Source organism: Psychrobacter sp. P2G3 (genome assembly GCF_001593285.1).
Lineage (GTDB): Bacteria > Pseudomonadota > Gammaproteobacteria > Pseudomonadales > Moraxellaceae > Psychrobacter.
Genome location: NZ_CP012529.1, coordinates 2,875,921 through 2,889,035, shown reverse-complemented (window position 1 = coordinate 2,889,035; position 13,115 = coordinate 2,875,921). Strand labels below are relative to the sequence as shown.

Below are 13,115 nucleotides of genomic sequence, written 5' to 3'. Positions count from 1 at the left end.
AAAACTCTATGCCTAAAAAGTGCATAGAGTAGTTATTGTTATTAATTAAGATACAGAGATAAGTGCCGGATAGCCAAGCGCATAGAGAACGCCTTCGAGACCTGTGACATTTACCGCCGCATCAGCGCGAGCTTGTACGATAGATTTGGCATGGTAAGCCACGCCTAAATCGGCGTTGGCCATCATTGGTAAGTCATTTGCCCCATCACCAACACAGACTACTTGTGACATCTCGATACCCATGCGCTCAGCGATATGAGCAACGATAGAGGCTTTTTTAGCCCCATTAACGATAGGCATTTGTACATGACCAGTCACTTCGCCATCTTCGATATCTAAGTTATTAGCATGAACTTCATCGATACCTAACTGCTCAGCGATATAACGGGCAAAATAAGTAAAGCCACCAGAGACCAGTACCGTATGATAGCCTAGTGCTTTAAAGGCGCTAATAGTAGTACGAGCACCTGTCGATAGGGTAAGGCGCGCACAAATCTCATCAAGTACAGTAGTAGGAATGCCTTCTAGTAATGATACCCGCTGAACAAAAGACTCATCAAAATCAATCTCACCGCGCATCGCTGCTTCCGTGATTGTCTCAACTTGCTCACCGATACCTGCAGTCTTTGCTAGCTCAACGATGACCTCTTGTTCGATTAGAGTAGAATCCATATCGAAGCAAACAAGCTTATGAGTACGCAACATATGACCGATAGATAGAATGTGACAATCGACCACATTCATGCTGTCGATACTCAGGCTTTGTGTGCCATTATTGCCTTTCGCTAGGTAGTTCTCCGCCAAATCATGACGCAGACGAGTAGTTAGCTGGTCATCAATAATGTGAGCTGCCGCTGTTTTTTTACCAGGATGCATGAGAGTATCGGTAACAGGAACCAATAAGTAGCGGAACACTTGCGCAGGGACAAACGGCTGTTTGGTGCTATTATCAGTGCTGGAGACAGAAACTGTATCAGTAGCCGCTTCCGGTATCGTAATATCTACAAAGCTCGCCTCAGTATCTTCTGCTACTGTTACCAGATGCCAGTTTGGCTGTTCATCAACCCAAGACTGCACATATTGATGAATATCAAGCGCATGTACACGCGCAGGCAATACTACAATAAGTGCAAATACAGGTAAAGATTGAAGCGTATCAAAGTCTAACAGATTGGTATCTGCAGGCAACAATGCTGCTACAGAATCAACGGCTTGTTGCCATGCTTTGCTGTCTTTTGGTAACGAGTAAGGCGTATTTTTTGGCATGTCTCAATTGTCCCTTGTATGCGCAGTTAAGATTAGGAATAATAACAGTTTTACTGTGTATCGCCTATACATGAAGCGCAAAGTACAACAGTTGAATAATAATGGTATCACCTCTAGTATAATGACCGAACTTTGCAGATAATTAAATGTATACTGGCAGCTAAATCTATGATGACCACTATGATGATATAGTAGATAATATTAACTGGCCAATTGCTCATATCGCGGCTAGTAATACAGTTAGATTAAGTTCGTTTAAATGAGAACAATTAGTAGCATACTCTTCCAAAAAATGAGCAACAGTCTCGTTTTTTTAATTTCCTTTATCCAAAAAAGTTTAACATATCATGACGTATTTAGCGCCGCGGCAAGGGTTGTTTGCCATTATCATTCTAGTCAGTTTTTGTTTACAGACTTTATTGCTGGTAATCAGCACTGATCAGCAGTTGACTAAAAGTCGTGAGCAAAAAGGCGAGCAAATGGTCGCCCAGCTTATCGATGAGGCGCGTCTGTCTTTAGAAAACAAAGACCGCGTGAGTCTGAGTGTCATTGCCAATCGTTATACGAGCGAGCAGGATGTCGCACGAATAGTGATTAAAGATAGCAATGATGAGATTTTGGTGCCAGTAGGTAATGCACCTATGCAGCAAGGCGATACCATTAGCCAGATGGCAACCAAAGGCGATGCGGTTATCGGTAGTGTCGCATTGACCTTAAAAGACATCAGTAAGGGCGAAATTATCGCGATGCAATGGCCGTTCGTTATTGGCTCGCTGATTTTTCATCTGTTCTTATGGCTGCTATATGGCTATGTCGCACGTCCAACCAAAGAGCAAATCAATGCTCTAAGCCGAGATATTCAAGACTTGCATCGTGAGCAATATGTGCAATCTGGTCAATTGAGTTATGGCCGCGCGCCTAATGAAAATTATGCCGAAGAGAGAGACAGTGCTACTGTCTCGAATGATACTTTAAATAGTACCGTTAACAATAATGTGAACAATGACACTGCTACACCTAGTGACGAAACTGGTAAAACCAATAAAGTCAGTGCGGCTGGAATCCATGATGAGCTTAATGCTTATTTAAAATCGCAGCAAACCAATAGCTCTGATAGTCAAACAAGCTCTAGTACCTCAACCGATGTGACACAGAGTAGTCGTTCAACTAGCACTGTTAATAGCTCAACTGATGCTCAGGCTAGTGCAGGAATCAATAGTAGTAGTGCCCATAAATTTACTAGTAGTGCCTCAAAACTGTCTGCTAACCGCGCTTTCGATACCGTAAGTGTGCAGATTATGTTTCATGATGAATATGACATGCTAGAGCGTCTTGCGCCTGAAATGCGTATGCCTTATCTCGCGTTATGTACGCAACTGCTAAATCAGGCAATAACTGAGCTACTTAAGCAGCCGCTATTGCTTGGTGTCAGTGTTGTCAATGAGCCACTTTTTGATGAAGTTGGTGCCTGTGCAGTGCTCAAAGCTGATAATAGTCATGCAAAAGCTGCACTGGCTGGTGTCATGTTGGGCAAGTTGTATCTCATGCTCAATAAAATCATTCATGAAAAGCATATTGAGCTATCACGTTTCGCGCTGCCAGCAAAAGCTGGGGTGAGTGATGAGGCGCAAACGCAAGCAATGACGCAGCTATTAAAGAGTGTCGGTAGAAAAGAACAAATGCTGATCTTATTGCCTAACTCTGGGCTTAAGCAAATTGGCAGTCATGTACAAGTGAAGAGTTTAAAGCGTCCGACGACAGTATATGAACGTGAATGCGCTGTCTTTGATGGCGTTAATGATGCCATGATACAACGCTTAGCCACTGTTCGTAATGCAGTGCTGATGACCGGAACTGAAGATGAAGAACAAGAGATAGCCGATTAATTTTATAGCCAACCAATGTCTGTGATTAGATAGTGGGCGACCCTGATAAGTATCTAAAAAAGCGCAACTATAAATAATAATAAAGTAGTGATATGCGTAAAAAGGATTGACAAGGTGCGACTGAGACTTTATAAGGCATAAGTATATCAATGTATTTTGTATTTATTGCCCAAATAATAGGAGTTAGTCATGAGTGATACTGATATCGATGATGATTTTGATGGTGAGTTTGCCGATGATGATGATGCGAAGATGGTTGAAGAGGCAGAGACCAGTGTACGCACACGTTTAAGTAGCCTTGAAAAACGTCGTTTGATTGATAATTTACTAGAAGAAAAACGTCTTGCCAAAGCACTAAAAGACGAGCTAGACGATTTAGGTGATGACGACGATGATGACTTCGATGCAGATTGGGATGATGACGACGATATTTAAGCCTTTGGTCGGAAGTCAGTTAGCGATTGGGTTATATAATAGGACGTAACAGCTTATCGATACTCAATTATGCTAAGCTAAACTGATGACATTCACTCTATTTTTATGATAATCGTGAATTTTATTTATAGCATTTGATAATGTATTTAATAGATAGGGTGTTAGTAGCTAATCAAGTTGGTTTTCACTATTAGTTATTATGCTATCTATCGACCCAAGGATAAGTACCCCATGAGCAACCAATTAAGCTTCGATGAATTAATGGAATTTTTAGACAACCAAGAGAGCCAGTTTGTGCTCGATAGTGTCGCCACCCATGGTTTTTTGACCGCCACGGTTATCGGACGTCCACTGCCAAACTGGATAGATGCATTGTTTGAAGGTCATGTTAGTGAGCTTCCAGAAAACGTCATCGACGGCATTCATCGCTGGCGCGCCTCTATCATGGCTGAACTGAAAAATGAGACGCCTATTGAGCTGCCTTTTGGTGAAGATGCTGGCAATGAAGAAGTCGCTGTCGACTTTTCAGATGAGTCAGATATCGTCGCTTGGTCGATTGGCTTTGTAGATGCTATGTATGGTGATGAAGCTAGCGACTGGTTTGAATCTGAAGATACTGCTGAAGATGTCGCCGTATTGACCTTACCAATGATTCTGCTCAGCGGTATTGATGATGAAGACCCAGAACTTGCACAGATGCGTGCTGATGAAGACAAGATGGCACAGATGGCAAACAGCATTGAAGGCAATTTGACTGAATTGTTTTTATTGTTCCATACCAATGACTAGATTTGTCCGTAGACAGCATTTATTTATAGATAAATGCTGTCACTGATTTATTTTCATTGATTCATCTTCACTGATTTATACGACAAGTCACTGATAAGGTAATACCATGACTGTGCAACTCTCTAATCTTGAGCACTTGCCTAACTATCAAATCACCGAACGCTTGGATGTGGTATACGGCAGTACTGTGCGCTCAAAGCATGTCGGTAAAGACTTATTTGCCGGACTCAAAAATATCGTTGGCGGCGAACTAACGGCATATACAGAGCTGTTAGAAGAGTCACGCCAAGAAGCGATAGATCGCATGGTTGTCAAGGCGGAAGCATTAGGCGCTGATGCAGTGGTCGGTCTGCGTTTTTCGACCTCTAGCATTGCACAAGGAGCCTCAGAGCTGTTTGTTTATGGTACTGCTGTTAAAGCCGTACGTATGCAACAACAACCTATGTCACCGCAGCCACCGTACAACCCACCCGGTGATTATCAGTCTAATCAACAACAACCAAGCCCAGCGCAAACCCCAGTTGATGAGTTACCACGTTTTAATCCCTTTGGCTAATGATAGTGAACCGACTGCAAAGCTGTTGCAACTTCACTTTCGCTTTTAAGATAAGAGACGTGCCATGAATGATTCTATGACTCAAATACTCATTAACTATGGGCCGTTTGTTTTATTATTCGCAGTCGGTTGGTTTTTTGGTATGCGTCATGAACGTCAGCATTTAGCACAGCTGACAGTGGCAGAAAAAGAGCTGGCTCATATTATCGTATCCAGCGAGCGTTTTTATCGAGCCAACCTTGCCGCTAATAGTGAAGGTGAGCTGGTACTGGGTAGCGTCGTTATTGCGCAAGATTATTTCAAAATGGTGATTGCTCGGGTCTTAAGCTTATTTGGCAAAAACCTAACCACCTATGAAACCTTGCTAGATCGTTCGCGCCGTGAAGCCTTAGTGCGTATGCGTACCCAAGCACAAGCAAAAGGCTACAACCACATTTATGGCTTACGTTTAGAAGTCAGTAATATCAACCAGCTGGGTAGTATGGTAGAGGCCATTGCTTATGGCACTGCGGTTATCAGTACCGAAAACCCTAAAACGCGTTAACGCTGCCGTCCATTCATCCGCGCTATCCTGTCATTTTTATCCTCTTTATTTTGCTGCTTTACCTTCGCCACATCGAATAAGAAGGTACGGTTTTTTAATACCGCGACGAACACCACGCCGCCCACTGTATTACCAATTAATACCACCACTAAAAATATCAAATAACGCCATAAACTAACCGTATTACCATATAGTAATGCTGAGAAGACCTCGATGTTGCCAACGATACTGTGATGTAAGCCCAAAAACCCAATGCTACCAGTAATGAGAGTGACCAATACAATGCGGCTAATCGTATCGCGTGCCGAGGTCACAAGCCAAGCTGCAACGCCCATCATCCAGCCTGCCAATACCGCACTACCAAAGATAACCCACCATTTAAACCCCAAAACATGCTCAGCATAAGCATCAATATCGCTGACACTAAACAGATCCATATTCAAGCCCAGACCAATCATCAAGGCGGCAAATATACAACCACCAACGATATTTCCGGCAATGACAATGCCCCATAGACGCAGAAGCTTGTGTAGTGGTTCTATCTTGTTTAACACGGGTAGGCTCAACAGTGAGGTCTGCTCAGTGAATAATAGCGACTGACCAATAACCACGATAATAAAGCCTATTGGATAAAGTAGCGAAGCCAACACTATTGCATAGTGACTAGGGATTACTTCGTTAAGTAGCGCAAAAGCAGAAAGAATGACAAATAAACTGATACCAATCTCTAGCCCAGCAGTAAAAGCGCTGGTAAACAATGAGCCAAGCGAGCGATTAAAAGTTTCCTTGGCATCGATGACTTGTTCGACTAGGATACTGGCATAGCTTTTGGGCTCACTAAGATTGCTGTCACTGGCGACTTCCTTAATGGTTTCTTTATCTTCATCACTAAACTCTTTAGGAAAATCTTCGTCCTTTAATTTTTCGATCGCTTGCGTCTCGTTATCTTCTTCGACATCATCGCTATTATCAAGCTTGTTGCTAGGAGCAGGTTCTTTATCAGGTTTGCTGGTAATGTTAGACATAAGGATAAGCTTATATAAGATTATGAGTGTAGACAGCTTTCCATTTGCAGTGTGCAGAGATGGTGCAGATAGGAATTACGGCAAAGAAAACTCGCCAGTAACATAACCTAAATAAAGCTGAGATGACAAATAACTAAATCAATTTGATCACTAGTGACAGATGGAAAAGCATTGCAAGTAAGGAAAAAGCATCAGATGCTAACAAAATTTGCTCATATAAGATAAAATCATCGCACTAACTTTTTATTTACGCACCTGTTCTATTATTATCTATCGTTGGCAGTATTTTTTAACCCTGCTTGCGTTGGTTAATTGTATGAATTCAGCGATAGCTTTGCTTGTGCGTCATATTATAAATATCTATTTAAGCCATTCTATTTAATCCATTTACGTTTTAGTCTGAGAGCCTTATGAGTAATCCTGATAGCAACAATCATTTGACCAAATCTATCCAAGCCGCTTTAAGTCAATTAGAGAATGCCTATAATCCTGCACAGGTCGAGGCAGGCATGTATCAAGGCTGGGAAGACAGTGGTTATTTCAAGCCGAGCTTTGATAAAGACGAGTCGTTCTCTATCGCCTTGCCGCCGCCAAACGTCACTGGCTCGTTGCATATGGGTCATGGCTTTAATAATGCCATTATGGATGCCTTGACGCGTTATCACCGCATGGATGGCGACAACACGCTGTGGCAACCGGGTACGGATCATGCTGGTATCGCCACCCAAATGGTCGTTGAGCGTCGTCTAGAAGCGCAAGGTATTAAGCGCCGTGATATGAAACGTGAAGACTTTATCGATAAAGTGTGGGAATGGAAGGAAGAGTCGGGTGACAATATTACCCGTCAGATTCGTCGGCTTGGCAGCTCGGTGGACTGGTCGCGTGAGCGCTTTACCATGGATGATGGCTTATCCAATGCGGTAAAAGAAGTATTCGTTCGTCTATTCGATGATGGTCTCATTTATCGCGGTAAGCGTTTGGTCAACTGGGATCCTAAATTCCAAACAGCACTGTCTGATTTAGAAGTTGAAAACCATGACGAAAAGGGTAGCTTGTGGCATTTCCGCTATTATTTCACTGATAAAGACCTGACGACTCAAGATGGTAAAAACTATCTAGTGGTCGCCACTACGCGTCCGGAAACTTTGCTTGGCGATACTGCTGTTGCCGTTAACCCAAGTGACGAGCGTTATTCTCATTTAGTCGGTAAAACCATTACCTTGCCAATTACTGGTCGCGTTGTTCCTATCGTTGCTGATGATTACGTCGAAAAAGACTTTGGGACAGGCTGCGTAAAAATCACTCCAGCGCATGACTTTAACGATTATGAATTGGGTCGTCGTCACAGCTTGCCGCTGATTAATATCCTTGATGAGCGCGCCAATATCTTGCCAGCGATGGAAATCTACATTGATCTGCAAACGCGTGAGCCAACATTAGAGACCACGCCAAGCGAGTACGCGGGACTTGAGCGTTTTGCCGCGCGTAAATTCCTCGTGGAGCAAGCAGGCGAGCAGGGCTGGCTAGAAGAAGTAGAAGACTATGCGCTAAAAGCACCGCGCGCTGAGCGTGGCGGTACGATCGTTGAACCGTGGTTGACTGATCAATGGTATGTCGCCGTCAATAAGCTGGCTGGCCCTGCGATTGAGGCGGTCGAAGATGGCAGCATCGAGTTCGTCCCTGCGCAATATAAAAACATGTATATGGCGTGGATGAACAATCTGCAAGACTGGTGTATCAGCCGCCAGCTCTGGTGGGGACATCGTATCCCAGCATGGTATGACGACGCGACTGGTGAGATTTATGTCGCTCGTGATGAAGCCGAAGTACGTAGCAAATATAATCTAAGCAATGATGTAAAACTGCGCCAAGATGATGACGTGCTCGATACCTGGTTTAGCTCAGGTCTATGGACGTTTAGTACGTTGGACTGGGCAGATCCTAACGCTGATCCGCGCGTGCTCAAAACCTTTCACCCAACTAGCGTGTTGGTGACTGGTTTTGACATTATCTTCTTCTGGGTCGCGCGCATGATTATGATGACCCTGCACTTTGTTAAGAACGAAGATGGCACGCCGCAAGTGCCGTTTAAGACCGTCTATGTGCATGGTCTGGTACGTGATGGCAATGGTCAGAAGATGTCCAAATCTAAAGGCAACGTCTTAGATCCGATTGATTTGATTGACGGCATCGATTTGGAAGCGCTGGTCGAAAAACGTACCAGCAATATGATGAATCCAAAAGATGCGGCTAAAATCGAAAAGCAAACGCGTAAAGAATTCCCAGAAGGCATCCCAGCTTACGGTACCGATGCATTGCGCTTTACCTTCACATCCTTAGCCAGTACCGGTCGCGATATTAACTTTGATCTTAAACGTGTCGAGGGCTATCGTAACTTCTGTAATAAAATCTGGAACGCCAGCCGCTTTGTACTGATGAACTGCGTCGATAGCGAAGGCAGTGCCAAGCCTATCGACCAGAGTGCAAATCCTGAGGTATGGGAATTACCAGAAAAATGGATTATGAGTCGTCTGAACTCTAGTATTAAAGACATTCATCAGCATTTTGCTCAGTATCGCCTTGATATGGTCAGCCAAGATATCTATGAGTTTATCTGGAATGAATACTGTGATTGGTACGTCGAGCTTGCCAAAGCCAGTCTCAATGATGACTCGGTGACGGATGAGCGTAAAGCGCAAATCCGTTATGTACTGCTGCATGTACTCGAGACCGCGCTGCGCTTTAGCCATCCAATCATGCCATATCTGACCGAGCAAATCTGGCAGACTATTGCGCCGTTATTGAATCGTAAAAATACCGACAGCATCGTCATTGCTGATTATCCACAAACTGACGACGCACAAATCAGTGAGCAAGTCGAAGCGGATATGGCGTGGCTACAAGAGTTGATCGCTAGCGTGCGTAACATCCGTGGTGAGATGAAGCTGGGTAATGCGGTACGCTTGCCAGTGCTGCTACAAAATATCTCTGCTGATGAAGATGCGCGTCTATCACGTATCAAAAATCAGTTTAAGGCGCTTGCCAAGGTTGAGAGCTTAGAGATATTAAAAGAAGGTGATGAAGTACCATTGTCATCATCAAGCATGGTCGGGCAGCTACGCGTGCTTGTGCCAATGAAAGGGCTGATTGATCCAACGGCTGAGCTGGCACGTTTGGGTAAGTCATATGATAAGTTGAAAGGTCAAGCCGAAGGTATCACTCGTAAGCTCGGTAATGAAGGCTTTGTCAGTAAAGCACCAGTCGAAGTGGTCGATGCTGAAAAGGCGAAACTGGCTGAGCTAGAAGGGCAGTTGACGACTATGGCGGGGCAGATGGAAGAGTTAAAGGCGTTGTAGATTATAAGTAATCATTATAATGGCCATAACTTTAATACTTGCGTTCTTAATCATGGCGATTCTATATTTCTATTGGAATCGTCATGAGCCGTTAGGTAAGCATGCCATTTTCGCCACTGTATTTATGGTGGTATATGTACTCGTTTATCTATTCTTAAATCCTCCATACTTCTCACCGAATCGCCATATTGATACCTTGCTGATGATATTACCTATAGTATCGTATGGCGCTATTCTATTTCCTGAAATAAATACGACGATACCAGTACAAGGTACAAAGGGTTTTGGTTGGTTAGGGTTGGGCGTAACTGTGATGGTTTTGGTTGGGTTTAAATAGTTTTTTAAGCAAGCGGAAGGAAGGTATCTCGCGTAAGTTGGGTAATGAATGCTTCGTCAGTAAAGCACCTGCAGAAGTAGTCGATGCTGAGAAGGCGAAGTTGGCTGAGTTAGAAGGGCAGTTGACGGCGCAGATGGAAGGGTTGAAGAATCTGTAGTTGCTATAATAATAGCTTTATAAATAAAAAAACGCCGTCACAATTGTGATGGCGTTTTTTATTGTCTACTGGTTAATTATTTACTTCAGAGTTCATATCTATACCATTAATAAATATCTGTGTGCTATGATTTGTCATAATGTATGTCTCTACTACTTTGTCATTTAAAACGAAGTCGATATAAAATGTTTTCCAAATTTAGTGACAAATATATTCTTCTTAGTTTTTCTTAAATATAACAAGATTTATATTGGATAGTGAGTACCTTCGAATGAAGTCAAACACATACTACAACAACGTATATAAGCTTATATCTGAAGACTTTAATAGCGGACAGGCTCACGAAGTAATAAGAGAATGGCGCTCCCACAATATTTATGTATTAGATATAGCTTCAAAACTACTAGAAAGAATCGTCAAAAACCTTGATCTTAAGAATTGCTACACAGGGCAACGACTAAAAAGGCTAGTGTCAATAAAACAAAAATTAGTCAAAAGTGAAGGTATGAGACTTACCAAAATGCAGGATATTGTAGGTGTAAGGCTTGTAGTCAATGATCTTAAAGAATTAGCAAAGGTAGTTAAGTTATTACAAGACGGTAAAATATTAGGTAGAAATATTTCTATCGTTAAAGAGTTTAATTATATAAAAAAACCTAAAGAAGATGGATATAGGAGCTACCATATAGCTTTCGAGATAACGAATAAACATAGAGGAATAGAGTACAGAAGGTTATTTGAGTTACAAGTTAGGACGAAGTCACAGCATGCATGGTCTACTGTGGTAGAGACTATAGGAACTTATATGGGAGTAAATTTCAAAGGCGGCGATGGCGAAAAAGACTGGAAGAGTTTTTTTAAAGAGTCTTCTTATATATTTTCATGGTTTGAGAAATTTGAAAGTGGCCGTAAATACCTTACTATAGATGATGCGGAAGAGGTAATCAGAGGTTCTATACGGCTCAAAGAAATAATGTTGGAGTTAAAAATAACAGAACTACTAGTGCTTCTTAATAATATGACTTCAGATATAAGCTATAAGCTAAATGAAACTTCTAAGAATGATTATGCAATTATATTTATTGACTACATTAAAAAAGAAAGTATCGTGAGAACTTATCCTAAAGCAGCATCTAAAACTGTTAATGACCTTTATATCAGGTTAGAAGAGGAGCTGAATTATACAGATCAAATCCAAGTCTTATTCGTTGAAATTACAAATTTAACTAACTTGAGAAAGGCTTTTCCGAATTTTTATATAGATGTATCTGAATTCATAATTATTCTAAAAAGATACTTCAATAGATTGAATGATTATGCATCCAACTTGAGCTAAATTTTCTAACCTTTCAAATAGATCGAAGGGAAACCATGAACCATCTCACCGTTGGACAACGCTCACCATTAAGCAACCTTGCTATTGACGATACTGCACCAATAACACTTAAGATTACTCGCCAAAGCCCAATAGATATGGACATCAGCTGCTTTGCATTAGACGCAGCGGGCAAATTGATTACATGGTGTTTTATAATCAGCCAACCTCACTTTGTGGGCAAATAAAACTCAACCATTACGAGTCGCAGCCAACGGTGAATAAAGGTATCCAAGCCGAGTTTGAGATTAATTTATCTAAACTGGCTACTAATATAGACAGCTTGTTTTTTGTGTTGTCAGCCGATACTCCGCTCAATCAAATCCAATCGTTAGAATAAGTAAGTCAGAATACTATCGTCAAAAATAAAACCGCCCAAAAAACTGTGAGCGGTTTTTTTACGCCAAAAACAAAACCAAATCAGACACTACGTACATACGATGCACTGGACACATTATCAGCAAATGCAACATTGACTAGCACCGCTACAGTAAAGCTTTGCCTTAGACATTTTATTACAAATCAACGTGATAGGGCTGATAATATAAATACAAGAGCAATGACTCTTATAGCATTAACTCTTATAAGAGTTAGATTTATATACAAAAAAACCATTATGTTTGAGATGTATTGGTATAAAAATATTTTTAAGTGATGTTTCCATAGATTTAGGGATAATTACTATGATAAATATACACGTAGTCTTTTGGGTCGCCCTGACGTTTTTTACCTTCCTTGTTACCATGAGTAATATAAAAGGGTATAAGTCCATTATTAATAGAGACGCTATGCCAAGAGCACTGAGTAGCGATAAGCTGGATATCGAGACCAGCTTTTATAGAGCGGATGCCACCTTGCACGATATCATATTTTTCCACGCGTCTGCGTCCGGTGCCGCTATCGTTCTACTGGTTTTAATTATAAAAGGTGAAATTTTATTCCCTGGAACGGTTGTCTTCTTTGGCGCACTTTCTTCCCTTGCGATATTCACTATTAGTATTGTGCTTCTTCTATTCGCCTTTTACTTCTATAGCATCTCGATTTTGAAACTTGGCGATACGCTGGCTAAAATGAAGTTTAATGGTAAAGACATTGAAACCAAGTACGCGATTTTAGCCGTCTTTGGTTATTTTCTGATATTCCCAATCATCGCGTTGATCTTGGTTTAGAACCTATTTGTCAAAAATGCTTCATACAGTCAGAAACCGCTCACAGTCTAGGGTTTGAGCGGTTTTTTATTCAATTAAATTCATCTGTAAATAGACGATTACTTCCTCAGCATACAGCAAAACAAACATTTTATTCGTTTCAAGGCTGGTACTTACTGGCATATTTGATAATATTTCTTCTCTCATTTGAATCTTCTGATTTATTCGAACCCCAACCAAA

At 41.7% G+C, this 13,115-nt stretch carries 14 protein-coding genes; 12 read left to right on the top strand and 2 right to left on the bottom strand.

Translation table 11 applies throughout. From position 1 onward, the window contains the following. Window positions 1–45: 45 nt before the first annotated feature. Entirely contained in the window at window positions 46–1,266 is a 1,221-nt protein-coding gene (gene serB / locus AK823_RS11820; RefSeq protein ID WP_068329459.1) for a phosphoserine phosphatase SerB, read from the bottom strand. A 347-nt stretch (window positions 1,267–1,613) separates the two neighbouring features. On the opposite strand from serB, the gene AK823_RS11815 reads away from it, so the two are divergent. The 5 genes from AK823_RS11815 to AK823_RS11795 all read left to right on the top strand — a co-directional run bounded on the left by AK823_RS11815 (window position 1,614) and on the right by AK823_RS11795 (window position 5,476). Continuing rightward, entirely contained in the window at window positions 1,614–3,152 is a 1,539-nt protein-coding gene (locus AK823_RS11815) for a hypothetical protein (protein ID WP_068329457.1), read from the top strand. A gap of 189 nt (window positions 3,153–3,341) precedes the next feature. Next, window positions 3,342–3,587, top strand: coding sequence for a hypothetical protein (locus AK823_RS11810; RefSeq protein WP_068037886.1), 246 nt, complete (start codon window positions 3,342–3,344; stop codon window positions 3,585–3,587). 231 nt (window positions 3,588–3,818) lie between these two features. Beyond that, window positions 3,819–4,376 (top strand): UPF0149 family protein, encoded by a 558-nt coding sequence (locus tag AK823_RS11805; RefSeq protein WP_068037883.1) that lies wholly within the window; start codon window positions 3,819–3,821, stop codon window positions 4,374–4,376. A 112-nt stretch (window positions 4,377–4,488) separates the two neighbouring features. Then, entirely contained in the window at window positions 4,489–4,932 is a 444-nt protein-coding gene (locus AK823_RS11800; RefSeq protein ID WP_343286423.1) for a YbjQ family protein, read from the top strand. Between the two features lie 64 nt (window positions 4,933–4,996). Next, on the top strand, window positions 4,997–5,476 hold the full coding sequence (locus tag AK823_RS11795; protein ID WP_068037877.1) for a heavy metal-binding domain-containing protein: 480 nt from the start codon (window positions 4,997–4,999) through the stop codon (window positions 5,474–5,476). Here AK823_RS11795 and AK823_RS11790 read toward each other — a convergent pair. Continuing rightward, the gene (locus AK823_RS11790) at window positions 5,473–6,501 is read right to left on the bottom strand and encodes a formate/nitrite transporter family protein (RefSeq protein ID WP_082785719.1); all 1,029 of its coding nucleotides are present in this window, start codon (window positions 6,499–6,501) and stop codon (window positions 5,473–5,475) included. The genes AK823_RS11795 and AK823_RS11790 overlap by 4 nt on opposite strands. A gap of 410 nt (window positions 6,502–6,911) precedes the next feature. Between AK823_RS11790 and AK823_RS11785 the strand changes: the two genes are divergently transcribed. From AK823_RS11785 to AK823_RS11765, 7 genes are all read left to right on the top strand, one after another. Continuing rightward, window positions 6,912–9,857, top strand: a complete 2,946-nt coding sequence (locus AK823_RS11785) for a valine--tRNA ligase (protein ID WP_068329449.1) — start codon at window positions 6,912–6,914, stop codon at window positions 9,855–9,857. Between the two features lie 19 nt (window positions 9,858–9,876). Next, window positions 9,877–10,194, top strand: a complete 318-nt coding sequence (locus AK823_RS11780; protein WP_068329447.1) for a hypothetical protein — start codon at window positions 9,877–9,879, stop codon at window positions 10,192–10,194. Continuing rightward, the gene (locus AK823_RS13990) at window positions 10,181–10,351 is read left to right on the top strand and encodes a hypothetical protein (RefSeq protein WP_082785718.1); all 171 of its coding nucleotides are present in this window, start codon (window positions 10,181–10,183) and stop codon (window positions 10,349–10,351) included. Before AK823_RS11780 ends, AK823_RS13990 begins: the two co-directional genes overlap by 14 nt. A 271-nt stretch (window positions 10,352–10,622) precedes the next feature. Continuing rightward, window positions 10,623–11,687 (top strand): RelA/SpoT domain-containing protein, encoded by a 1,065-nt coding sequence (locus AK823_RS11775; RefSeq protein ID WP_068329446.1) that lies wholly within the window; start codon window positions 10,623–10,625, stop codon window positions 11,685–11,687. Between the two features lie 35 nt (window positions 11,688–11,722). Then, a complete protein-coding gene (locus AK823_RS14285) occupies window positions 11,723–11,914 on the top strand; it encodes a hypothetical protein (RefSeq protein WP_228138863.1) in 192 nt (63 codons plus the stop codon). Then, window positions 11,872–12,066 carry a TerD family protein gene (locus tag AK823_RS14280; RefSeq protein WP_068329445.1) on the top strand — a complete coding sequence of 65 codons (195 nt, stop codon included), beginning with the start codon at window positions 11,872–11,874 and terminating at the stop codon, window positions 12,064–12,066. Before AK823_RS14285 ends, AK823_RS14280 begins: the two co-directional genes overlap by 43 nt. Before the next feature lie 343 nt (window positions 12,067–12,409). Beyond that, window positions 12,410–12,895 carry a hypothetical protein gene (locus AK823_RS11765; RefSeq protein WP_068329443.1) on the top strand — a complete coding sequence of 162 codons (486 nt, stop codon included), beginning with the start codon at window positions 12,410–12,412 and terminating at the stop codon, window positions 12,893–12,895. The last annotated feature ends 220 nt before the right edge of the window (window positions 12,896–13,115 follow it).